The organism is Burkholderia sp. IT-111MI5, assembly GCF_949752865.1.
Lineage (GTDB): Bacteria > Pseudomonadota > Gammaproteobacteria > Burkholderiales > Burkholderiaceae > Burkholderia > Burkholderia pyrrocinia_C.
The window spans coordinates 287,008-309,385 of sequence record NZ_CATKIF010000022.1; the positions used below are offsets into that span (position 1 = coordinate 287,008).

Sequence of the window (22,378 nt, forward strand, 5' to 3'; positions counted from 1 at the left end):
ACCTCCCGTTCGTCAGGTTGCCGGATCAGAACATGTGCTTGACGCCGACCATCGCGCCGAGCTGCCCCATCCCCGCGCCGGGCGTCGTGCCGGGGCCGCCGCCGCTGACCGCGTAGCGCGCATGCGCGCTGTTCCACAGATACGAGCTTTGCGCGTAGACCGACGTGCGCTTCGTCAGCAGGTAGGTCGCGCGCAGCGTTGCCATCGTCGCGCGCGTGTCGTGCGCGCTGTTGACGATCCGATAGCCTTCGCCGTCGACGATGAAGTCCGGCTTGACCGCATACGACGCCCCGACGAAGAACAGATCCGAATGCGCGCCGGGCGCAGCCGGCGAACCGGTCGACACGCGCCGCCCGATCCAGCCCGCGCCGATTCGTGCGCCCGCCGCCTGCGCATACGCGCTCACGTGCACGCGCGCGTCCTTGCCCGCGCTGCTCGTGAAGGCGACCGGCGCGACGCCGTCGAAGAAGTTCGCGGCCGCTCCGGTGCCGCCGCGCTGCTCCTCGTACGACGCCGCCGCGCCGAAATACGCGCTGTCGTACTTGAGCATCGCCGACCAGTTGCGGCATTCGACCGCGTGGCCCGGCACCTGCCCCGCGCACGTGCCCTGCCCCGGCGAGTTGCCGGTGCCGGCGCTGTCGCGCCCGAACGAATAGGCGGCGCCGAGCGTCACGCCGCGATACGTGCCGAGGTAGGTCACCGCGTTGTCGGCGCGGCCGTTCGGCACGTACGCGTCGAACGAACCAAGCCCGTAGATGTCGGGGCCGATGATGTCCGCGCCCTGCAACGCGAGGTAGGTCATCGTGTACTGGCGGCCGAACGCGAGCGTGCCGAAGCCGCCCTTCAGCCCGACGAATGCCTGCCGGCCGAACAGCCGACCGCCCTGGCCGAGATCGCCGCCGCGCACGTTGAAGCCGCTTTCGAGCACGAACACGGCCTGGTAGCCGCCGCCGAGATCCTCGCTGCCGCGCAGGCCCCAGCGCGACGGCATCTCGCCGGTCACGCCCGGCATCCGTACCACGTGGTCGCCGGCCGCATTCGCGTGCGACACGTATTCGACGCCGGTGTCGATGATCCCGTACAGCGTCACGCTCGATTGCGCGTGCGCGCCGGTCGCGGCCAGCGCGCATGCGCCGGCTGCCAGCAAGGCTTTGGTGTGCTTCATGGTTGGTGTCTCCAGACCTGCGTCGATATCGCGCTCTGCCGGCGCTCGTGGGTGAAAGTAAATAAACTCAGTCGTGTGCCTGCGGCCTGCGGATCAGCACCAGCGCCGCGACGGCGGCGACCAGCGTGACGGGGATGCTCGCGCCGATCACGACCGACGCGCTGCGGCCCATCGCGAGCAGCTGGGCAGCCGCGAGCGGGCCGACCACGGAGCCGAGCCGGCCCACCGCGACCGCGGAGCCGACGCCGGTGCCGCGCATCGCGGTCGGGTAGTACATCGCGGCCAGCGCATACAGCACCGACTGGCCGCCGACGACGAACATCCCGGCCGCGAACGCCGCGGCGGACAGCCATACGATCCCGGGCGCGATCGCGAGCGCGGCAAGCGACAGCACGATCCCCGCATACATGCCGCCGACGACCCGCGACGGCCGCATCCGGTCCATCGACATGCCGATGCCGAGCACGCCGAGGCCGCTGCCGATGTTGAAGAAGATCTGCACGATCCCGGCCTGGCTGCGCGCGAGCCCCTTGGCCGCCATCAGCGACGGCAGCCAGTTCAACAGGAAATACAGCACGATCAGCGTGCAGAAATAGCTGAGCCAGAGCGCGAGCGTGGTGCCCGTGCGTGCGCCGCCGAACAGCGTGTGCGCGACGCTCGGGCGCGCGGCGCCCGATGCGCTGACGTCGAGGAACGCACGCGATTCCGGCAACAGCGCGAGCAGCAGCGGGGCGAGCAGCAGCGGCCCGACGCCGCCGACGTAGAAGATGTGCCGCCATTCGGTGTCGCCGGCCAGCAGCACGCCGATCAACGACGCGATCACGCCGCCGAACGGAATGCCACAGTACATCACGGCGACCGCGCTGCTGCGCGAGCGCGCGTCGGCCGCTTCGGACGACAGCGCGATCAGGTTCGGCATCGCGCCGCCGAGGCCGAGGCCGGTCAGCGCGCGCACGACGACCAGCATCGCGAAGCTCGACACGTGCGCGGTCGCGATCGACAGCAGCCCGAACAGGCAGACCGACGCGATCAGCACGTGCTTGCGGCCGATCCGGTCGGCGAGCCACCCGCCGAGCATCGCGCCCGGCAGCAGGCCGAACGTGCCTGCGCTGAACGCGAGCCCCATCTGCGAAACCGTGAGCCCGAACTCGTGAGCCATGCGCGGCGCGGCGACGCCGACCGACTGCAGGTCGAGCCCCTCGAGCAGCGCGATCGCGAAACACAGACCGAGCGTCGTCGCGACGGCCGGCCTCTCGGCAACGGAAGTGTCCATGTCGTCTCCAAACCTTGTACTGCGCGTCATGCCGAAACGCATGCGCGGTGTCTTTGTCGTGATCGGACCATGCATCAGACATTATCAGGTAGCCTGATTCATTGTCCGAAATAAAATCCGCGCGACCAGCCGGTCGTGCGGACCGTCATCCCATCGAAGGACGGAATGATTTAATAACAGGTAACCTGATATTTCAAGTGTGTGATGCGCCGGTGTTAACCCGCAACGCGCGCGGAAGCCGGCCAGGCAAGGCCGTGCGGAACGACGAAAGAAACGAAAGCGCGGCTCAGTCGCGCAGGTTGCGCACGAACAGCTCGAGCGTGCGCTGGACCTGCGCGGCGTCGGCGGCGGTCAGGTCGTCGCCGAGCATCCGGCGCTCGAGCGGCCGCAGCACCCGTTCGCATTCGCGCAGGATCGCCGAGCCTTCGTCGGTCAGGCGCAGCAGGATCACGCGGCCATGATTCGGATCGGCCTCGCGCGTGACGAAGCCGCGGGCCGCCATCGCGACCATCACCTCGTTCGCGGATTGCGGCGTGATGAACGAGCGCACCGCGAGCTGCGCATTGGACAGCGCGCCGCGCGCCTCGAGCACCGACAGCGCCGTGTATTGCGCGAGCGTCACGCCGAGCGGTGCGAGCGCATCGCTCATCTGGCGGCGCAGCAACCGATCGAGATTGCCGATCAGGTAGGTCAGCCGCTGCTGGGCACGCATGGGCGGTTTGGCCTCGGTGGCACGGGCAGCGCGTTTCGCGCCGGCCGGTTTGACGGGTGTCGAACTCATGGAGGTGTCGGGAGGAAGATCGCGGGCCATCTTACCTCACGCGGCCCGCATGGCGGGCACGCTCGCATCGCCCGCATCGCGGCGATCGGCGCACTGTACCAACACAGACCCGATTCGGCGGTTTCGATCGTGGTTTACCCGCTGATCGACCAGGACAGCGCCGCCGCGCTGCCGTGCCGACCGCGTGCCGCACCGCCGCCACATGGCGGTGCGGCACGACGCTCGACCTCAGCGCGCCGCGCCTGCAACGATCACGCCCGCATCGGCCGCGTCGTGCGCATACATCGCTTCGATCAGCGCCGCGCGCTGCGTCAGCACCGCACGCTGGTTGATCGAACCCTTGTCGGTGATTTCGCCGAGATCGAGCGACGGCGGCGTGTCGAGCAGGCACAGCCGCGTGATGAACGTCGCGCTGCCGGTCGCGTCGCGGTTCAAGCGCTGCAGCAGGTCCGCAAAAAACGCGCGCACGGCCGGCGCCTGCAGCACGGCGCGCACGTCGGCGTCCGGCCCCGCGCCGGCGAGGCGGCGGCAATCGTCGATGCGCGGAAAGATCATCGCGCCGACGTCGTCGCGGTTCATTCCGGTCACGACCGCGTCCTGCACATACGGCGCGCCGTTCGACACGATCCGCGCGCGCATCGGCCCGACGCTCACGAAGGTCCCCGTCGACAGCTTGAAATCCTCGGCAATGCGGCCGTCGAACATCAGCCCGATCTCCGGACGCTGCGGGTCGACGAAGCGCACCGCATCGCCGCTGCGGTAATAACCTTCGTCGTCGAACACCTCGCGCGCGTCGTCGCTGCCTGCGCGCCAGTAGCCGGCCATCACGTTCGGCCCGCGAAAGCGCGCCTCGAGCTTGCCGTCGACCGGCACCAGCTTCGCGTCGCAGCCGGGCGCGGGCAGGCCGATGTAGCCGGCGCCCGACATCGGCCCGGTGGTGAACATGCACGACGGCGCGGCCTCGGTCATCCCGAGGCCGGCCATGATCCGGATCCGCTCGCCGCAGTGCGCGAGCGTCACGCGCTCGAGCCGGTCCCACGCGGCCTGCGACAGCCCCGCGCCCGCGAAGAAATACATCTTCACGCGCGAGAAGAAGGTCGCGCGCAGCGCCGCGTCCGTTTCGAGCGCGACAGTCAGTTCCTCCCAGCCCTTCGGCACGTTGAAGTACACCGTCGGCGCGATCTCGCGCAGGTTGCGCAGCGTCTCGTCGAACTTGCCGGCGACCGGCTTGCCGTCGTCGATATACAGCGTGCCGCCGTTGTACAGCGCAATCCCCACGTTGTGGCTGCCGCCGAACGTGTGGTTCCACGGCAGCCAGTCGACCAGCACCGGCGGCTCGATGCCGAATTGCGGAAACGTTTCGAGCAGCATCTGCTGGTTGCTGCACAGCATCCGGTGCGTGGTCGGCACCGCCTTCGGCAGCCGCGTCGAACCGGACGTGAAGAGAAACTTGGCGATCGTATCGCCGGTGATCGCATCGTGCGCGGCGTCGACGCTGCCCGGCACGGTGTCGAGCAGCGACGCGAGGCGCGTGACGCCTCGCATCCCGTCCGCCGCCGACACGACCACGCGCTCGACGTCGGGCGGCACCGTCGCATCGAGCGCGGCGCGGAATGCATCGCCGTCCGCGGCAAACACCAGCCCCGGCGTCAGCAGCGCCAGCGCATGGCGGAGCTTGCCGTAGTCGCTCGACACGAGCGAATACGCGGGCGACAGCGGCGCATACGGAACGCCGGCCCACAGCGCGCCGAACGCGACCTGCAGGTGTTCGAGATCGTTGCCGGACAGGATCGCGACCGGCCGCTCGGCCGACAGCCCGCGATCGAGCAGCGCCTGGCCGATCGCGCGTGCGCGTTCGAGCATCTGCGCATAGCTGATGCCGATCCACGCGCCGTCGGGGCCGCGCCGCGCGACGAGCCAGCGGTCCGGGTGCGCCTGCGCGCCGCTGACGAGCCGGTCGGTCAGCCGGCGCGGATACGCGCCGAGCGCGGTCGATGCACGCAGGGTCCAGCAGCCGTCGCGTTGCGCGATGTCGGGCGGTGCCGCGCCGATCGCGACGGGGCGGTAGCCGGCGGGGGCGGGCTGCGCGGCGGCGATGCCGTGCAGTTGGGTCGGATCCGCATCCAAGGTCTGTCTCCAGTCGGTTCCGCCGGCGCGCTCGCAGCGCGCGGCGGGAACTTCATTGTGTCGTTGTCGTTGCCGCGACGCGGCGGCCGGCTCAGATCGGGTAGTGGCGCGGCGCGGTCTGCACGGTGATCCAGCGCAGGTCGGTGAATTCGGCGATCGACGCCTTGCTGCCGAACCGGCCGTAGCCGCTCGCCTTCACGCCGCCGAACGGCATCTGCGCCTCGTCGTGCACGGTCGGGCCGTTGATGTGGCAGATGCCCGACTCGATCCGTTTCGCGACCTGCATCGCGCGTGCGATGTCGCGGCTGAACACCGCGGCCGACAGCCCGTATTCGCTGTCGTTCGCGGCCGCCAGCGCCGCTTCGTCGCCGTCGACGCGCTGCACGGTCACGACCGGCCCGAACGATTCGTCCGCATAGAGCTTCATGTCGCGCGTGACGCCGTCGACGATCGTCGGCTGCATCACCGCGCCGTCGACTTCGCAGCCGAGTGGCAACGCCGCGCCGTGCGCGCGCGCGTCGGCGACCAGCGCCGCGATGCGCTGCGCGGCCGCCGCGCTTTCCAGCGTGCCGAGCACGACGCCCGGTGCGGCCGGATTGCCCGCCTTCAGCGTACGCGCCTTCGCGACGAGCCGCTCGACGAACGCATCGGCGACTTTCCGGTCGACGATCACGCGCTCGGTCGACATGCAGATCTGGCCCTGGTTGAAGAACGCGCCGAACGCGACCGCATCGACCGCCGCATCGAGATCCGCGTCGTCGAGCACGAGCACCGGCGCCTTGCCGCCGAGTTCGAGCAGCGCCGGCTTCAGGTGCTGCGCGGCGAGCGTCGCGACGATCCGGCCGACGCGCGTCGACCCGGTGAAGTTGACGCGCCGCACCGCCGGGTTCGCGATCAGCCGTTCGACGATCGCCGGTGCGTCCTGCGGCGCATGCGTGATCACGTTGACGACGCCGTCGCCGAGCCCCGCGTCATGCAGCACGCTGCCGATCAGCCGGTGCACGCCCGGGCAGCCTTCGGATGCCTTCAGCACGACCGTGTTGCCGCACGCGAGCGGCATCGCGAGCGCGCGGGTCGCGAGGATCACCGGCGCGTTCCACGGCGCGATGCCGAGCACGACGCCGCACGGCTGGCGCACGGCCATCGCGAGGTTGCCCGGCACGTCGGACGGGATCACCGCGCCGTCGATCTGCGTCGTCATCGCGGCGGCCTCGCGCAGCATGTTCGCCGCGAGCATCACGTTGAAGCCGTACCAGTTCGCCATCGCGCCGGTTTCCGCACGGCCGATCTCGATGAATTCGCCGGCGCGCGCGTCCATCCGGTCGGCCGCCGCGAGCAGCCGCCGGCGGCGCTCGGTCGGCGCGAGCGCCGCCCACGCGGGGAACGCGCGCGCGGCCGCCGCGACCGCGGCATCCGCATCGTCGAGCGTCGCCGCGGCGGCGCGCGACGCCACCTGTCCCGTCGCCGGATCGATCCGGTCGAACGTGCCGCCGTCCGACGCGCCGCGCGACACGCCGTCGATCAACAAACTCACTTCGTGCATTTCGCTGTCTCCGCTCAGTCCGGTTGCGTGCCGCGTCGCGCGTCAGCGCTTGTACGCCTGCAGGCCCGGCTTGATGCTCTTGTCGTCGAGGAACTGCTTGAGGCCCTGCTCGCGGCCGCCTTCCGGATCGCGATAGTTCGCCTGGTCGAGCTTCGCGTACAGGTAGTCCTCGTTCTGCTCCCACGTCAGTTCGCGGCAGCGCTTGAAGCCGTGCTTCGCATTGCGGATCACGACCGGATTCTTGTCCAGCAGCTTCGCGGCGAGTGCAAGCACTTCGTCGCGCAGTTGCGCACGCGGCACGCTCTTGTTGACGAGCCCCATCTTCGCGGCCTGCGGCCCGGTGAAGGTATCGCCGGTCATGATGTAGTACAGCGCCTCGCGATGCCCGACCGTGTCCGCCATCGCCTTGCTGACGAGGTTGCCCGGCGGGATGCCCCAGTTGATCTCCGACAGGCCGAACACGGCTTCGTCGGCCGCGATCGCGAGATCGCACGCGACGAGCGGCGAGAAGCCGCCGCCGAAGCACCAGCCGTTGACCATCGCGATCGTCGGCTTCGAATACATGCGCAGCAGTTGCCACTGCCAGCGGCTCGCGTCGCGGCGGATCTTTTCCTGCAGGATCTCCGGGCCCGCGTCCACTTCGCGGAAATACTCCTTCAGGTCCATCCCCGCCGTCCATGCATCGCCCTCGCCGGTCAGCACGAGCACCTGCGCCTCGGCGTCGAGTTCGACCGCTTCCAGCACGTCGATCATCTCCGTGTTCAGCGTCGGGCTCATCGCGTTGCGCTTGTCCGGACGGTTCAGCGTGACCCACGCGATCCCGCCCTCGACCGCGACCTTCACCGTTTTCCAGCGACCTTCGTAACTCATCTTCGTTCTCCAATGACCGTGCCGCCCTACGCGACTCCACGCCAATTTACTATCAGGTAGCCTGATATGTAAAGTAGAATGGAAGCGGCTCGGGACAAACCCCTAAACGGGCACTAACGCGCGGTTTCGCGCCGCGCGGCGCCTGCGCTTCACGACATGAGGAGACACGCTTGGACATCCGCAACCTGATCGCCATCGACACGCACGTGCATGCCGAAGTGTCGTGCTGCCAGCCGCCCGACCTGTTCGCGAAGGCATTCGACGACGCGGCCGACAAGTACTTCGGCACGGTGCTGAAGCAGGGCCGCCGGCCGACGATTCCGGAGACGATCGCGTATTACCGCGAGCGCCGCATCGGCTTCGTGATGTTCACCGTCGACTGCGAGACGAACATCGGCCGGCGCCGCATTCCGAACGAGGAGATCGCGCAATTCGCGCAGGACAACGCCGACGTCATGATCGCGTTCGCGAGCATCGATCCGCACAAGGGCCGCTTCGGCGCGCGCGAGGCGCGCCGCCTGATCGAAGAACACGGCGTGAAGGGCTTCAAGTTCCACTCGACGATGCAGGGATGCTTTCCGAACGACCGGCTCGCGTATCCGATCTACGAGGTGATCGCCGAACACGGGCTGCCGGCCGTGTTCCACAGCGGTCATTCGGGGATGGGATCGGGCATGCGCGGCGGCGGCGGGCTGCGTCTGAAGTACTCCGAACCGATCCATCTCGACGACGTCGCGGCCGACTTTCCGGACATGAAGATCGTGATCGCGCACCCGTCGTGGCCGTGGCAGGAGCAGGCGCTGTCGATCGCGCTGCACAAGCCGAACGTCTACATCGATCTGTCGGGATGGTCGCCGAAATATTTCTCGCCGGAGCTGATCAAGTACGCGAACACGCTGCTCAGGCACAAGGTGCTGTTCGCGTCGGATTTTCCGCTGATACGGCCGGATAGATGGCTGGAGGATTTCCACGGCGCCGGGTTTCGGCCCGACGTGCACCCGCTGATCCTGAAGGACAACGCGGTGGCGTTGCTGGGGCTGGAGCTCGACGCGCCGCGCGAGTGACGCACCGAATGGTGAATGCGCCGATCGAGGCGCGGCGGCCGGCGCGGTCATGCGCCGATGCCGCGTCCGCCTGCCGCGCCGTAGCGTTCAGGTTGCGCGCTTCGGCATGAACCGCGCGGTCGGCAGCCCCGCATGCCGCGTCTGCGCGACGAACACGCCGCCCGCATGCGCGTCGCTTGCCAGCGCGTCGTCGCTCAACCCGACGCGCGCGCTCGTCACGTACAGGCGGCCTTCGCCGTCGAGCGCCGCGCAGCTCGGCTGCGCGGTCGGCACGTCGACGCGCTCCGTCTCGACGCCGTCCGGCCCGTAGCGCACCACCCGCCTGCCGCCCCACTGCGCGTTCCACAGGCCGCCGTCGCGATCGATCGTCGAGCCGTCCGGGTCGCCGTCCGCATCGGTCAGGCGCGCGAACGGCCGCACGTTCGCGACGTCGCCGCCCGCGCGGTAATCGCAGACGAAAATCTCGCGCACCAGCGAATCGCAGAAATACATCTTCGAACCGTCCGGCGAGAACGCGATGCTGTTCGCGATCGCCGCCGGCGGCAGCGCGAGCCGTTCGAGCGTGAGGTCCGGATTGAGCCGGTAGAAGCCACCAACCGCGCGCGGCGACTCGCCGCCTTCGTCCTTCATCCCGAACACGAACGCGCCGAACGGATCGCAGCGCCCGTCGTTCAGCCGGGTCGGCAGGTCGGATTCGACGTCGACGATCCGCGTGAACGCACCGCTGCGCAGGTCGAAGAACGCGAGATGCGTCGCGAGCCCGACGAGCAGCACGTCCGGATCGTCGGTCAGCGCGAAACACGCGAGCCGCTCGGGCATCGGCCAGTGCGCGAGGTCGGAACCGTCCGCGCGGCATCGCCACAACCGCGCGCCTTCGATGTCCGTCCAGTACAGCGCGTGTGTCGCATCGCACCACGTCGCGCCTTCGCCGAGCGTGTTGCGGCTGTCGGCCAGCAGCGTCGCCGACGCGGCCGGATGAGTCTGTTGCATGCCGTCTCCCGATATCTGTCGAATTCGCTGGCGGCCGCGCTTTCGTCAGATCTTCATCGCGCGCCGCTGGTTGCGACGATACTGGTCGAACAGCACCGCGAGCAACAGAATTCCGCCGCGTATCAGATATTGGTAAAACGTCGGCACGTTCAGCAGGCTCATCGCATCCTGCACGGAGCCCATGATCAGCACGCCCACCAGCACGCCGGAAATCGTCGCGACGCCGCCCGTCAGCGACACGCCGCCGAGCACGCACGCGGAAATCACGCCGAGTTCGAGGCCGACCGACGTCTTCGGATCGCCGAGGCTCATCCGCGACGCGAGCATCACGCCGGCAAAGCCCGTCACGAGCCCCTGCAGCACGAACACGGTGATCTTGATGCGCATCACCGGCAGCCCCGCGAGCAGCGCGGCCTCGCCGTTGCCGCCGACGGCCAGCACGTTCTTGCCGAACACTGTCTTGCGCAGCAGGAAGCCGAACACGACGAAGCCGATGATGTTGCTCCAGATCGGATACGAGATGCCGAGGAACGAGCCGGACCCGAGTTCGAAGAAACGTTCCTCGGAGATCATCACCGCGTCGCCGCTCGACGTGATGAACGCGAGCCCGCGCACGACTTCCATCATCGCGAGCGTGACGATCAGCGAGTTGATCCGGTAGCGCGCGATCAGCACGCCGTTCACGAGCCCGACCGCGCCGCCGGCGAGCACGCCGGCCACGATGCCGAACAGCACGCTGTGCGTCGCGGTGATCAGCGTCGACGCAACGACGCCCGAGAACGCGACGATCGACGCGACCGACAGGTCGACCTCGCCGAGCGCGAGCACGAACATCATCGTCACCGCGATCGAGCCGATCAGCGTGACCGACAGCAGCAGGCCCTGGATGTTGCGCGGCGTGAGGAAGTCCGGCACCGTCAGCGACAGCGTCGCGAACAGCACGAGAAACACCATCACGATGCCGGAGCGGTTGATCAGTTGCCACACGCCGCCGCGCGCCCTCATGGGCGCGGCTGCGGCATCGGGGGACGGGGAAGTACGTTGGGGTTGCATTGCCTGGCTCATGTCTCTTTCATTCCGGTTGAACAGCAAGCCGCTAGCGCGGCAGCGCGAGCTTGATCAGCGCATCGGGCGTCGCCTGCGGCTTCTCCACTTCGCCCGCGATCCGTCCTTCCTTCATCACGATGATCCGGTCCGACACGCCGATCACTTCGGCCAGATCGCTCGACACGAGGATCACCGTGCGGCCCGCTTCCGCGAGTTCGTAGAACAGGTTGTAGATTTCCGCGCGCGCGCCGACGTCGATGCCGCGCGTCGGCTCGTCCATCAGGAATACGTCGATGCGCTCGGCCAGCCAGCGCGCCAGCACGACCTTCTGCTGGTTGCCGCCGGACAGCGCGCCGATCGGCGTGTCGCCGTCGCGGGTCTTGATCGCGAGCCGCTCGATGTAGCGTTGCGCGAGCTCGCGCTCGCGCCGCGCGTCGAGCAGCATGCGCGCCGGGCTGAAATGCCGGCGCGCGCTGATGTTCAGGTTGTCGGCCACCGACGCGATCGCGACGATGCCTTCCTGCTTGCGGTCTTCCGGGCACAGCGCGATGCCGGCGCGCACCGCGTCGCGCGGGCTGGCAAACGCGACGCGCCGCCCGCCCAGCTCGACGTGCCCGGCACTCGGGCGCACCGCACCGTACAGCAGCTTCATCAGCTCCGAACGGCCCGCACCGACGAGCCCGAAGAAGCCGACGATCTCGCCGCGCCGCGCGGTGAACGACACGGGCTCCGACAGCCCGGGCCCCGCCAGCCCCTTCGCCTCGATCAGCACGTCGCCGGCCGCGCGCGGCCGGTAGCCGTACACGTCCTCGATCGAACGGCCGACCATGCAGCCGATCAGCCGGTCGCGGTCCAGATCGGCGACCGAATCGAACGTGTCGATCCGGCGGCCGTCGCGAAACACGGTCACGCGGTCGCACAGTTCGTAGACTTCCTCCATCCGGTGCGTGACGTAGATGATCGCGCGGCCTTCCGCGCGCAGCGCGCGGATGATCCGGAACAGCTGCGTGGTCTCGCGCGCGGACAGCGAGCTCGTCGGTTCGTCGAACGCGATCACGCGTGCGTCGCGCATCAGCGCCTTGCCGATCTCGATCATCTGGCGCTGGCCGATCGACAGATACTTCACCGGGATGCCCGGATCGATATGCTCGCCGAGCCGCTCCAGCGCATCGAGCGCACGCGCGGCGAGCGCGCGCTCGTCGACCACGCCGAGCCGGCTCGGCAACTGCCCGAGCATCAGGTTCTCGGCGACCGTCAGCTCGGGCACCAGATGCAGCTCCTGGTAGATGATCGCGATGCCGGCCTCGAGCGCGGCGCGCGTCGACGCGAAACGCTGCACCGTGCCGTTCAGCGTCAGCGTGCCGGCCTGCGGCTGGTTCACGCCGGACAGCACTTTCAGCAGCGTCGATTTCCCCGCGCCGTTCTCGCCCATCAGCCCGTGCACTTCGCCCGCGCGCACCGACAGCGACACGGCGTCGAGCGCGCGCACGCCCGGAAACGTCACCGTGATGCCGTCGAGCGCGAGCAGCGGGCCGGCGGCCGCGCCGGCTTCAGCGTCGTCGCTGCGGGACACGGCCGTCATCGTCTGCGTCGTCATTGCGTTTTCGCCCCGCGTGCTCAGATACCGAGCTCGGCGCGCACGGCCTGCCAGTTCGCGCGCGTCATCAGCTTGCCGCTCGTCTGCGTATCGGCCGCCGGCGTCTTGCCGTTGCGGATCCAGTCGACGAGGTTCTGCGTGCTGTCCTTGCCATGGTTCGTCGAGCTGACCGCGATCGTCCCGTAGAAGCCGGTCGGCTCCTTCTTCTGGAACTCGGCGAACGCTTCGCCCGCGCCGTTGATGCCGACGCCGATCACGTCGGCCGCCGGGATGTGCAGCTGTTCGGTCGCGCGCACCGCGCCGAGCACGGTTTCCTCGTTCAGCGCGTAGACCACCCATTTCTTCACGTTCGGATGCCGCGCGAGCACCGGCGCGGCCGCGCTGAAGCCGCCTTCGTCGTCGGTCGTCTTCTGCGGCGCGTCGAAGATGTTCTCCTTGCGGAAGCCGTTCGCGAGCAGCGCCTGCGTCGCGCCGTCGGTGCGCAGCTTCGCGGTCGGCAGCTCGTAGTTCGTGACCCGCAGCGCGCCGACTTCCTCGGGCTTCCAGCCGCGCCGCTTCATCTCGTCGGCGATCGCCTGGCCGACCTGGTTGCCGATCTTGGTCGCCGACATTCCGAGGTGCGGCACGTTCGCGAGCGGCTTGCCGCTCGAATCGACCAGCTGGTCGTCGACCGTCACGAACTTCATGTTGTAGCGCTTCGCGCGCGACGCAATCGCCGGGCCGAGGCGCACGTCGGGTGCGCAGATCACGAAGCCCTGCGCGCCCTGCGAGCCGAGGTTGTCGATCGCGGCCAGCACCTTCTCGCCGTCGGGCGTGCCGATCTTCACGACCGAGAAATTCTCCTTCTGGCCGAGCGCGGATGCCGCGTTCTGCTCGTTGATGAACCATGCTTGCTCGGGCATCTTCACCAGGAAGCCGATCTTCAGCGGCGCGTCGGCGCGCGCGGCGCCCTGCATGCCGAGCGGCGCGATGCAAAGCGCGGCCAGCAGCGCGCGCAGGGTGTGTCGGCGAATCGTGTGAGTCGTGCGGGTCATGTGGTGTCTCCTGGTATCGATTTGGGTCTTCATCATTTGTCGTGCGCGGTCGCGGCGAAGCGCGCCGGCACGTTCAACGGCCGAACGCGTCGGTCTGGACGCGCCGGCCGAACAGAAACGCGTCGGCGACGAGCCGCAGCGGCCGCACGTCGACGTCGCTTTCGCCACGCGCGATCAGCGCGCGGAACTGCGCGTAGAGCGCAGGATACTCGCGCTCGGGGCCGATCTCGACCGGCTCGCCGTTAATCGACAATTGCGCGCCGCCGCGACTGATCGCGAGCACGCCGTCGGCCGTATCGACCGCGATCTCCCATTGCTCGACCGGGCCGTGCCGCCAGTCGAATTCCGCGCGCACGGGCACGCCGTCGGTATCCGCGCAATCGAGTTCGGCCGCGATCGGCGTCTGCACGTCGCTCGGCACGAACAGCGTCGCCTCGCGCAGCACGAGCTCGCGCGGCAGGATCCGCGTGACGATCGACAGCGCGTTGATGCCCGGATCGAACACGCCGAGGCCGCCGGGCTCCCAGATCCACTGCTGCCCCGGATGCCAGCGCCGCACGTCCTCCTTCCAGCGCACCTGCACCGCGCGGATCGTGCGCGTTGCGAGCCACGCGCGTGCGGGCTCCACCGCGCTCGCGCAGCGCGAATGCCAGGTCGCGAACAGCGTGAGGCCGCGCTCGCGCGCGAGCGCCTCCAGCACGGCCACTTCGCCGAGCGTCGCACCCGGCGGCTTCTCGAGCATCACGTGCTTGCCGGCTTCGAGCGCCGCGCGCGCCTGCGCGTAGCGCACCTGCGGCGGCGCGCACAGCGACACCGCATCGAGCTCGCGCTCGGCGGCCAGCAGCGCGCGGAGATCCTGATAATTGCGTACACCGGCGACTTCCGCGTGGCGGCTCGCGCACGCAGTCAGCGCGAAACCCGGTTCGGCGGCGATCGCCGGAAGATGCTGGTCGCGCGCGATCTTGCCGATCCCGACGACGCCCAGCGAAACCTGCTTGCTCATCGTGCGTTCCTCCTTCGCGAATCGCTCAGTGCGCCCAGCGCAGCACGAGCGGATCGAGCCGGCGCGCGATCGCGAGCAGTTCCGCGCGCGTGTCCGGATGCAGTTCCGGCATCGGATGCCGCGGCCGCTCGCACGCGATCACGCCGCCTTCGCGCATCAGCGCCTTCGCGGTGAGGATCCCGGACTGGCGGTTCTCGTGATTGATCAGCGGCAGCCACGCCTGGTAGCGCGCGTACGCGTCGTCGTGGCGCCCTTCGCGCCATGCCTCGAGGATCGGCCGGATGCCGTCCGGATACGCGCCGCCCGTCATCGCGCCGGTCGCGCCCGCATGGAGATCGGCGAGCAGCGTGATCGCCTCCTCGCCGTCCCACGGCCCCTCGATCGCATCGCCGCCGAGCCGGATCAGCTCGCGCAGCTTGTTCGCCGCACCGGGCGTCTCGATCTTGAAGTACGCGACCTGCTCGATCTCCCGCGCCATCCGCGCGAGGAACGGCGCCGACAGCGCGGTGCCGCTCGCGGGCGCGTCCTGGATCATGATCGGGATCTCGATCGCGTCGGACACGCGCGCATAGAAATCGAAGATCTGCGCTTCGGGCACGCGGAACGTCGCGCCGTGATACGGCGGCATCGCCATCACCATCGCCGCGCCGAGCTGCTGCGCGCGCAGGCTGCGCGCCGCGCACACCTGCGTGCTGTAGTGCGACGTCGTGACGATCACGGGCACGCGGCCCGCCACGTGTTCGAGGATCGTGCGCGTGAGCACGTCGCGCTCGTCGTCGGTGATCGCGAACTGCTCGGAGAAGTTCGCGAGGATGCACAGCCCGTCCGAGCCCGCGTCGATCATGAAATCGACCGCGCGCTTCTGGCTCGCGAGGTCGAGCTCGCCGGTGTCGGAAAACGTCGTCGGGACGACGGGGAAGATGCCGCGATAGCGCGGCGTGCTGCTCGATGTCATGGTTCGGTCCTGCATCGGTCGAAGCGGCGTTCAGCCGGAAAACAATGCGTTCAGGATTCGCGGGCGAGCGCGCCCGCGGCCGGCTGCGGCGCGCGCAGCGTCGCGCGGACCACGAACGTGATCAGCACCGCGAACAGCAGCGTCGCCGCGAGGAAATACAGGCCGGCCGCGAGGCTGCCGGTCGCCTGCTTGATCAGGCCGATGCCGTACGGCCCGACGTAACCGCCGAGATTCGCGAGCGAATTGATCGCGGCGATACCCACCGCCGCGCTCGTCCCGCTCAGGAATTCGCCGGGCAGCGCCCATACGACGGCCTGGATCGAGTAAAGCGAGAAAGCCGTGAGGCAGATGAACAGGAACTGCAGTGCAGGCTGCCGCACCCATGCGCTCGCTGCCATCGTCAGCGCCGCGGCGGCCGACACGACGACGATGTGCCAGTAGCGTTCACGCGTGCGATCCGAATGACGCGGCACGACCAGCAGCCCGACCACCGCGAACAGGTACGGCACGGCGGACAGCAGGCCGGTGGCCGCGTCGCCCGCGCCGAACGCGTGAATGATCGTCGGCAGCCACAGCGACAGCCCGTAGATGCACAGCGGGAACGGCAGGAACAGCGCCGCGAGCAGCAGCACGCGCCGGTCGGCCAGCGTGGCGAGCGGATTGCGGTGCGCGTCGGGGCGGTACGTGTCGCGATCGGCGGCGAGCTGGCGCGCGATCCAGCGCCGCTCGTCATCGTTCAGCCAGCGCGCGCGGTCCGGCGATTCGGGCAGCAGCCGCAGCGTCGGCCACACGAGCAGCACGGCCGGCAGGCCGCTGACGACGAACAGCGTCTGCCAGTTCGACAGCCCGAACAGCCCGTGCGTCGACAGCAGCCAACCCGCGAGCGGCCCCGTCACGATGCCGGCAATCGGCTGCGCGAGCACGAGCAGCCCGATCACGCGTGCGCGGCCGCGCATCGGAAACCACTGCGTGAGGAAATACAGGATGCCCGGATACAGGCCGGCTTCGGCCGCGCCGAGCAGGAAACGCAACGCATAGAAGCTGGCCGGCCCCTGCACGAGCGCCATCGCCATCGTGATCACGCCCCACGTCGCGAGAATGCGCGCGAACCACACGCGTGCGCCGAAGCGGCCGAGCGCGAGATTGCTCGGCACCTCGCACAGAAAATAGCCGATGAAGAACAGGCCCGCGCCGAGCCCGTACGCCGCGTCGCTCAGGCCGACGGCCGCGTTCATGTGCAGCTTCGCGAAGCCGACGACCGTGCGGTCTACATAGGCCACCACGTAGATCAACGCGAGAAACGGCACCAGCCTGCGCGTGAGCGTGCGCATCAACTGCCGTTCGTCGACGGCGGCCGACGGGCCGGATTGAGCCGCGGCCGGTGTCGCGGACGGGTGCTGCGTCGTCGTCATCGTGTCTCCATGGGTGGGCTGCGCCGGCGTCGTCGCCGGTCTGCCCTGCTTCACCTGTGCTTCGCTTCTCGCGCGCCGCTCAATGCGAATGGCTCGGCACGTCCGCGCCGCGCGTGCCGACCAGGAAGTCGAGGTCGCACCCCTCGTCGGCCTGCAGCACGTGATCGATATACAGCCGCGCGTAGCCGCCCTTGCCGAGCTGGCCGGCCACGCCCGGCGCCGCGGTCGGATCGACGTCCGACAGGCGGCGCTGCAGTTCGTCATCCGCGATGTCGAGATGCAGCGTGCCGGCCTCGCAGTCGAGCTCGATCCAGTCGCCGTTGCGCACCGCCGCGAGCGGCCCGCCGGCGGCAGCCTCCGGCGCGACGTGCAGCACGACCGTGCCGTACGCGGTGCCGCTCATCCGCGCGTCGGAAATCCGCACCATGTCCTTCACGCCCTGGCGCAGCAGCTTCGGCGGCAGCCCCATGTTGCCGACCTCGGCCATGCCCGGATAACCGCGCGGCCCGCAGTTCTTCAGCACGAGCACGGAGCTTGCGTCGACGTCGAGCGCTTCGTCGTTGATCGTGGCCTTGTAGTGTTCGAGGTTCTCGAACACGACCGCACGGCCGCGATGCTTGAGCAGCTCGGGGCTCGCCGCCGACGGCTTCAGCACCGCGCCGCGCGGCGCGAGATTGCCGCGCAGGATGCGGATGCTGCCGTCCGCGATCAGCGGCCGGTCGAGCGGGCGGATCACTTCGTCGTCGTAGTTCGGCGCTTCGCGCACGTTGTCCCACAGCGACTTGCCGTTCACCGTCAATGCGTCGGGGTTCGGCAGCAGCCCGCCTTCGCCGAGCCGGCGCAGCACCGCCGGCAGCCCGCCCGCGTAATAGAACTCCTCCATCAGGAAGCGGCCCGACGGCATCAGGTCGACGATCGTCGGCGTGTCGCGGCCGATGCGCATCCAGTCCTCGAGTTCGAGCGGCACGCCGATGCGGCCCGCGATCGCCTTCAGGTGAATCACCGCATTGGTCGAGCCGCCGATCGCCGCGTTCGCGCGGATCGCGTTCTCGAACGCGGCGCGCGTCAGCACCTTCGACAGCACGAGCCCTTCGAGCGCCATCTCGACGATGCGGATGCCCGACATGTGCGCGAGCACGTAGCGGCGCGAATCGACGGCCGGAATCGCCGCGTTGTGCGGCAGCGTGACGCCGAGCGCCTCGGCCATGCACGCCATCGTCGACGCGGTGCCCATCGTGTTGCAGGTGCCGGCCGAGCGCGACATGCCGGCTTCGGCCGACAGGAAGTGATGCAGGTCGATCTCGCCGGCCTTCAGCGCCTCGTGCAGCTGCCACACGGCCGTGCCCGAACCGATGTTCTTGCCTTCGAGCTTGCCGTTCAGCATCGGCCCTCCCGACACGACGATCGCCGGCACGTCGCAGCTCGCCGCGCCCATCAGCAGCGCGGGCGTCGTCTTGTCGCAGCCGGCGAGCAGCACGACCGCGTCGATCGGGTTGCCGCGGATCGCCTCCTCGACGTCCATCGACGCGAGGTTGCGCGTGAGCATCGCCGACGGCCGCAGGTTCGATTCGCCGTTCGAAAACACCGGGAACTCGACCGGGAAGCCGCCCGCCTCGGAGATCCCGCGCTTCACGTGCTCGGCGAGCTTGCGGAAGTGCGCGTTGCACGGCGTCAGTTCGGACCACGTGTTGCAGATGCCGATGACCGGCCGGCCGTCGAACTCGTGATCGGGGATGCCCTGGTTCTTCATCCAGCTCCGGTACATGAAGCCGTTCTTGTCATTCGTGCCGAACCATTGGGTGGAGCGCAGCCTGGGTTTTGTTGCCGACATCGTCAGTCCTGTGGTGACGGGATACCGGCGCAGTCTAGGCAGAATTTTGATAACTCGCTAATGACGTTTTGAGCGATTACGATATCGATTCCGATATCGATATAAACCCGTACGATGACTGACGCCAGCCCGTGGGGCAACCGCAGCCGCCTGAAGACCCGCCAGCTCCTGCTGGTCGTCGCGCTCGCCGACGAAGGCAGCATTCATCGCGCGGCGGCCGCGCTGAACATGACGCAGCCGGCCGCGTCGAAGCTGCTGCGCGAACTCGAGGAATCGATCGGCGCGGTGCTGTTCGAGCGCCTGCCGCGCGGGATGCGGCCGACGCTGTACGGCGACGCGCTGATCCGCCACGCGCGCGCGGCGCTCGGCAGCCTCGACCAGGCGCGCGAGGAACTGGCCGCGCTGAAGGCCGGCCATCTCGGGCATGTGGCGGTGGGCGCGATCACGTCGCCCGGCCTGCGGCTGGTGCCGCCGGCCGTCGCCGCCGTGAAGGGCACGCATGCGGGCCTGCACGTGTCGGTCGAGATCGACACCAGCAACGTGCTGCTCGAACATCTCGCGCAGGACAAGATCGACATCGTGCTCGGCCGGCTCTCCGCCGAACACGACAAGCTGCGGCTGCGCTACGAGCCGCTGATCGGCGAAACGGTGGCGGCGGTCGTGCGGCCCGGCCATCCGCTGCTCGCACAGGCGCCGCTGTCGCTCGCGGACGTGCAGCGCGCCGCGTGGGTCGTGCCGCCGGCCGGCAGCGTGCTGCGCCATCGCTTCGAACTCGTGTTCCAGCGTGCGAGCCTCGCGCCGCCGGCGAACCTGGTCGAGACGTCTGCGCTGCTGTTCATCACGCAGCTGCTCGAACAGAGCGACATGATCGCGGTGCTGGCCGAGGACGTCGCGCGCTACTACGCGCGACACGGGATCGTCACGGTGCTGCCGCTGGAGATGGATTGCCGGATGGACGATTTCGGGATCATCACGCGCACCGACCGGCTGCATTCGCCGGCCGTCACGGTGATGGCCGATGCGATCCGGGCGGCTGCGCGGGAGGTTTACGGCGTCTCGCTGTGACGCGGTGGCGGAGGGTGTTGCCCGCTCGCGTCGGTTTCTTCTTCGTGCACGACGCGGGGCGCCATGCCTGCATTGCCGGGGTAGTAGAAAAGCTTCATCGCCGTTTTCATCGGCGACGCGTCACGCCACCGCGAACTCGATCACCGGTTCGCAGCGGATCGGAAAGTTGACCGAATTCGCGATATAGCACTTCGCGTGCGCATCGTGATGCAGGCGTTCCGCCCGCTCGCGATCGTCGCCGGCCTGGATGGTCACGTGCGGGCGCAGCACGATTTCGGTGAAGCGCCCCTGCTCGGGACTGTCGAGCATCGTCCCTTCCGCGTTGTCGACATACGCGAGCACGCGGATACCGGCCTCGGCGCACAGATGCAGATACCAGAGCTTGTGGCACGCCGATGCCGACGCCAGCAGCAGGTCTTCGGGGTTCCAGCGCGACGCGTCGCCGCGGAAGGCTGCATCCGACGAACCGGGAATGTCCGGCTTCGAACCGGCACGGATCACATGATCGCGGCCGTACTCGCGATACCCCGACGTGCCGGTGCCGCGGTTGCCCGTCCACTGCACTGCGACGCGATACTTGTGTTCGCCAGATGCCATCTCGCTCTCCATTGATGTCGGTTGCTTCCACCGGGCCAGATTTCATTTTATGAAGCCCGCCAATGGCCGCCATTTTGGCACCGGAATTCCGTTTGGTATACCATTATTCCAAAATGAAGTGAGGAACACTCAGGCATGGAAACCAAACTCGACTCCACGGCGGACGCAGTCGCCGCATCGCTGCGGGACATGATCGTCAACGGCGAGCTGGAAGCCGGCGAGCGGCTCGTCGAGCGCGACCTGGCCGACCGGTTCGGGATCAGCCGGATTCCGATGCGCGAAGCCATCCAGCGCCTGGAACGCGAAGGATTGCTGGATATCTTCAGGAATCGAGGCGCCGTCGTGCGCATGCTGAGCGCGTCGGACGTGCAGGAAATCTACGATCTGCGCGCGCTGCTCGAAGGCGACGCGATCTACCGGAGCGTGAAGCGGCTCGACGACGAAACGCTCGCGCGCGCCGAACTCGTCCATCGCCTGCTCGGCGATGCGACCGTGCCGCGCCGGCAGGGAGAACTGAACCGCGAATTCCACGCGTTGCTGTATTCGTGCTGCGGCAACGCGCGGCAGTTGAAGACGATCGGCGAACTGCGCAGCCAGGTCGAACGCTACGAGCGCCTGCAGGCCACGCTGCTCGCGGATACGCCGTCGTTCCAGGTCGAGCACGACGACATCCTGCAGGCGTGCCGCGAGCGCAATGCGCGCGCCGCCCGTTCGATGACGGTCGCGCATCTCGAATCGGCCAGGAGCATCGTGATGCGGCTCGTCGAAGGCGGTTGAGGCCGGCACTGCGTTTGCCGTTTTTCACACCGCACACGGCTCCGCGCCGGGCCGCGCCGATTGCGTCGGCAAACTCGAAGCACTCAGTGCAACCACGCGCGATATTTACCGCGTCGTGCGCCCACTCGGCACGCGGCCTGTCGTACCGCGCACCACCAGCCGCGGCAGCGACGCGGTCCGCACGCGCGACGCATCGTCGCTGCGGCCGCCCGCCTCGCGCAGCGCGTTGAGCAGTTCGACCGCGAGGCCGGCGGCTTCGGCGGTCGGAATCGCGACGGTCGTCAGCGTGGGCCGCGTGTCGCTTGCCAGATGGATGTCGGTAATGCCGACGATCGACAGGTCGTCGGGCACGCGCCTGCCGCGATCGGCCGCCGCATGCATTGCGCCGATCGCCGGCAGGTCGTTGGTGGCGGCCAGCGCGGTCAGCCGCGGATGCGCGTCGAGCAGCCGGCCCGCCGCGCGCACGCCGCCTTCGATCGAATCGTGCTCGGCCGCGACGATCGACGCGTCGAGCCCCGCTTCGCGCATCACGTCGACGAAGCCGTCGTAACGCGCCGCCTGCACGCCGCTCGCCGCCCCGCCGACGATCACGCCGATGCGCTCGTGCCCGAGTTCGAGCAGATGCCGCGTCGCAATCCGCCCCGCCTCGCGGAAATCGATGGCCACGCACGGCAATCCGTCGGGCGGCGCGTCGGGCCGCTCCCACAGGCACAGCACGACCGGCACACCGCGGCGCGCGACGTCAAGCAGATCCGGCAGATGCAGGTTCGCGTTGGTCACGAGAATGCCTTCGGAGATCGTGCCGGCGATCTGGTCGAGGTACGCGCGCCCCTGCAATGGATCTTCGTTCGTATTGCAGACGATCAGGAACTGCCCGTTGCGGCGCACCGCGCGCTCGACCGCCAGCGCGAACTCCGGATAGAACGGGTTCGCGATGCTCGACACCATCAGCGCGACCGTCGGCGCGCGCCCTTCCGCCAGCGCCCGCGCGGCGAGATGCGGCCGATACCCGAGCGCCCGCACGGCTTCCAGCACCCGCGCACGCGTGGCCTCGCCCACCCGTCCGCGGTCGCGCAGCACGTTCGATACCGTCGCGGCCGTCACGCCGGCGCGGCGTGCAACTTCATCCAGTGTCGCCATCGTTTGCTCACTATATGAGACGTCGATCCAGTATTTGCTTCGCTCACCGAAGCGGCGCACTATCGGCGCACACCTTGCCGCCCGACCATCGGGCGCGACTCGGCCGC

Annotated in this window: 19 protein-coding genes; 3 read left to right on the forward strand and 16 right to left on the reverse strand. The window is 68.8% G+C overall.

Annotated features, from left to right (window positions below; all coding sequences use genetic code 11):
- Window positions 1–25 precede the first annotated feature (25 nt).
- From ACM6JT_RS19645 to ACM6JT_RS19670, 6 genes are all read right to left on the reverse strand, one after another.
- Complete coding sequence (locus tag ACM6JT_RS19645; RefSeq protein ID WP_175917183.1) at window positions 26–1,165, reverse strand: porin; 1,140 nt, start codon at window positions 1,163–1,165, stop codon at window positions 26–28.
- A 67-nt stretch (window positions 1,166–1,232) separates the two neighbouring features.
- The gene (gene mhpT, locus ACM6JT_RS19650) at window positions 1,233–2,438 is read right to left on the reverse strand and encodes a 3-(3-hydroxy-phenyl)propionate transporter MhpT (RefSeq protein WP_131946675.1); all 1,206 of its coding nucleotides are present in this window, start codon (window positions 2,436–2,438) and stop codon (window positions 1,233–1,235) included.
- Window positions 2,439–2,724: 286 nt separating this feature from the next.
- Window positions 2,725–3,219, reverse strand: a complete 495-nt coding sequence (locus ACM6JT_RS19655; protein WP_034181557.1) for a MarR family winged helix-turn-helix transcriptional regulator — start codon at window positions 3,217–3,219, stop codon at window positions 2,725–2,727.
- A gap of 228 nt (window positions 3,220–3,447) precedes the next feature.
- Window positions 3,448–5,346, reverse strand: coding sequence for a feruloyl-CoA synthase (locus tag ACM6JT_RS19660; RefSeq protein ID WP_217590321.1), 1,899 nt, complete (start codon window positions 5,344–5,346; stop codon window positions 3,448–3,450).
- A gap of 91 nt (window positions 5,347–5,437) precedes the next feature.
- Window positions 5,438–6,889 carry an aldehyde dehydrogenase gene (locus tag ACM6JT_RS19665; protein WP_414857093.1) on the reverse strand — a complete coding sequence of 484 codons (1,452 nt, stop codon included), beginning with the start codon at window positions 6,887–6,889 and terminating at the stop codon, window positions 5,438–5,440.
- A gap of 42 nt (window positions 6,890–6,931) precedes the next feature.
- Window positions 6,932–7,759 (reverse strand): p-hydroxycinnamoyl CoA hydratase/lyase, encoded by an 828-nt coding sequence (locus ACM6JT_RS19670; protein WP_034181554.1) that lies wholly within the window; start codon window positions 7,757–7,759, stop codon window positions 6,932–6,934.
- A gap of 170 nt (window positions 7,760–7,929) precedes the next feature.
- On the opposite strand from ACM6JT_RS19670, the gene ACM6JT_RS19675 reads away from it, so the two are divergent.
- Complete coding sequence (locus ACM6JT_RS19675) at window positions 7,930–8,823, forward strand: amidohydrolase family protein (protein ID WP_414857094.1); 894 nt, start codon at window positions 7,930–7,932, stop codon at window positions 8,821–8,823.
- A gap of 87 nt (window positions 8,824–8,910) precedes the next feature.
- Here the strand turns inward: ACM6JT_RS19675 and ACM6JT_RS19680 are convergent, their stop codons facing one another.
- The 8 genes from ACM6JT_RS19680 to ACM6JT_RS19715 all read right to left on the reverse strand — a co-directional run bounded on the left by ACM6JT_RS19680 (window position 8,911) and on the right by ACM6JT_RS19715 (window position 18,692).
- On the reverse strand, window positions 8,911–9,813 hold the full coding sequence (locus tag ACM6JT_RS19680; RefSeq protein WP_414857095.1) for an SMP-30/gluconolactonase/LRE family protein: 903 nt from the start codon (window positions 9,811–9,813) through the stop codon (window positions 8,911–8,913).
- Window positions 9,814–9,858: 45 nt separating this feature from the next.
- Complete coding sequence (araH, locus tag ACM6JT_RS19685) at window positions 9,859–10,878, reverse strand: L-arabinose ABC transporter permease AraH (RefSeq protein WP_414857096.1); 1,020 nt, start codon at window positions 10,876–10,878, stop codon at window positions 9,859–9,861.
- Window positions 10,879–10,909: 31 nt separating this feature from the next.
- A complete protein-coding gene (gene araG, locus ACM6JT_RS19690) occupies window positions 10,910–12,457 on the reverse strand; it encodes an L-arabinose ABC transporter ATP-binding protein AraG (RefSeq protein ID WP_414857097.1) in 1,548 nt (515 codons plus the stop codon).
- Window positions 12,458–12,477: 20 nt separating this feature from the next.
- Window positions 12,478–13,491, reverse strand: coding sequence for an arabinose ABC transporter substrate-binding protein (locus ACM6JT_RS19695; protein ID WP_111019199.1), 1,014 nt, complete (start codon window positions 13,489–13,491; stop codon window positions 12,478–12,480).
- A 73-nt stretch (window positions 13,492–13,564) separates the two neighbouring features.
- On the reverse strand, window positions 13,565–14,494 hold the full coding sequence (locus ACM6JT_RS19700) for a Gfo/Idh/MocA family protein (protein ID WP_105390617.1): 930 nt from the start codon (window positions 14,492–14,494) through the stop codon (window positions 13,565–13,567).
- A 25-nt stretch (window positions 14,495–14,519) separates the two neighbouring features.
- Window positions 14,520–15,449, reverse strand: a complete 930-nt coding sequence (locus ACM6JT_RS19705) for a dihydrodipicolinate synthase family protein (RefSeq protein ID WP_414857098.1) — start codon at window positions 15,447–15,449, stop codon at window positions 14,520–14,522.
- Between the two features lie 50 nt (window positions 15,450–15,499).
- A complete protein-coding gene (locus ACM6JT_RS19710; protein WP_175749650.1) occupies window positions 15,500–16,861 on the reverse strand; it encodes an MFS transporter in 1,362 nt (453 codons plus the stop codon).
- 79 nt (window positions 16,862–16,940) lie between these two features.
- Complete coding sequence (locus ACM6JT_RS19715) at window positions 16,941–18,692, reverse strand: IlvD/Edd family dehydratase (protein WP_407971829.1); 1,752 nt, start codon at window positions 18,690–18,692, stop codon at window positions 16,941–16,943.
- 114 nt (window positions 18,693–18,806) lie between these two features.
- Between ACM6JT_RS19715 and ACM6JT_RS19720 the strand changes: the two genes are divergently transcribed.
- Window positions 18,807–19,757, forward strand: a complete 951-nt coding sequence (locus ACM6JT_RS19720; protein WP_034181545.1) for a LysR substrate-binding domain-containing protein — start codon at window positions 18,807–18,809, stop codon at window positions 19,755–19,757.
- 120 nt (window positions 19,758–19,877) lie between these two features.
- On the opposite strand, the gene ACM6JT_RS19725 is transcribed toward ACM6JT_RS19720, so the two are convergent.
- A complete protein-coding gene (locus ACM6JT_RS19725; RefSeq protein ID WP_175749651.1) occupies window positions 19,878–20,354 on the reverse strand; it encodes an OsmC family protein in 477 nt (158 codons plus the stop codon).
- A 135-nt stretch (window positions 20,355–20,489) separates the two neighbouring features.
- Between ACM6JT_RS19725 and ACM6JT_RS19730 the strand changes: the two genes are divergently transcribed.
- Complete coding sequence (locus ACM6JT_RS19730) at window positions 20,490–21,131, forward strand: GntR family transcriptional regulator (protein ID WP_034181543.1); 642 nt, start codon at window positions 20,490–20,492, stop codon at window positions 21,129–21,131.
- Window positions 21,132–21,236: 105 nt separating this feature from the next.
- On the opposite strand, the gene ACM6JT_RS19735 is transcribed toward ACM6JT_RS19730, so the two are convergent.
- Window positions 21,237–22,271, reverse strand: coding sequence for a LacI family DNA-binding transcriptional regulator (locus ACM6JT_RS19735; RefSeq protein ID WP_034181542.1), 1,035 nt, complete (start codon window positions 22,269–22,271; stop codon window positions 21,237–21,239).
- Window positions 22,272–22,378 lie beyond the last annotated feature (107 nt).

Excerpts from the sequence above, each read along its gene's own strand:
- ACM6JT_RS19645 (WP_175917183.1), bottom strand. The coding sequence starts at position 1,165 with ATGAAGCACACCAAAGCCTTGCTGGCAGCCGGCGCATGCGCGCTGGCC.
- mhpT (WP_131946675.1), bottom strand. The coding sequence starts at position 2,438 with ATGGACACTTCCGTTGCCGAGAGGCCGGCCGTCGCGACGACGCTCGGT.
- ACM6JT_RS19655 (WP_034181557.1), bottom strand. The coding sequence starts at position 3,219 with ATGAGTTCGACACCCGTCAAACCGGCCGGCGCGAAACGCGCTGCCCGT.
- ACM6JT_RS19665 (WP_414857093.1), bottom strand. The coding sequence starts at position 6,889 with ATGCACGAAGTGAGTTTGTTGATCGACGGCGTGTCGCGCGGCGCGTCG.
- ACM6JT_RS19670 (WP_034181554.1), bottom strand. The coding sequence starts at position 7,759 with ATGAGTTACGAAGGTCGCTGGAAAACGGTGAAGGTCGCGGTCGAGGGC.
- ACM6JT_RS19680 (WP_414857095.1), bottom strand. The coding sequence starts at position 9,813 with ATGCAACAGACTCATCCGGCCGCGTCGGCGACGCTGCTGGCCGACAGC.
- araH (WP_414857096.1), bottom strand. The coding sequence starts at position 10,878 with ATGAGCCAGGCAATGCAACCCCAACGTACTTCCCCGTCCCCCGATGCC.
- araG (WP_414857097.1), bottom strand. The coding sequence starts at position 12,457 with ATGACGACGCAGACGATGACGGCCGTGTCCCGCAGCGACGACGCTGAA.
- ACM6JT_RS19695 (WP_111019199.1), bottom strand. The coding sequence starts at position 13,491 with ATGACCCGCACGACTCACACGATTCGCCGACACACCCTGCGCGCGCTG.
- ACM6JT_RS19700 (WP_105390617.1), bottom strand. The coding sequence starts at position 14,494 with ATGAGCAAGCAGGTTTCGCTGGGCGTCGTCGGGATCGGCAAGATCGCG.
- ACM6JT_RS19705 (WP_414857098.1), bottom strand. The coding sequence starts at position 15,449 with ATGACATCGAGCAGCACGCCGCGCTATCGCGGCATCTTCCCCGTCGTC.
- ACM6JT_RS19710 (WP_175749650.1), bottom strand. The coding sequence starts at position 16,861 with ATGACGACGACGCAGCACCCGTCCGCGACACCGGCCGCGGCTCAATCC.
- ACM6JT_RS19715 (WP_407971829.1), bottom strand. The coding sequence starts at position 18,692 with ATGTCGGCAACAAAACCCAGGCTGCGCTCCACCCAATGGTTCGGCACG.
- ACM6JT_RS19720 (WP_034181545.1), top strand. The coding sequence starts at position 18,807 with ATGACTGACGCCAGCCCGTGGGGCAACCGCAGCCGCCTGAAGACCCGC.
- ACM6JT_RS19725 (WP_175749651.1), bottom strand. The coding sequence starts at position 20,354 with ATGGCATCTGGCGAACACAAGTATCGCGTCGCAGTGCAGTGGACGGGC.
- ACM6JT_RS19730 (WP_034181543.1), top strand. The coding sequence starts at position 20,490 with ATGGAAACCAAACTCGACTCCACGGCGGACGCAGTCGCCGCATCGCTG.
- ACM6JT_RS19735 (WP_034181542.1), bottom strand. The coding sequence starts at position 22,271 with ATGGCGACACTGGATGAAGTTGCACGCCGCGCCGGCGTGACGGCCGCG.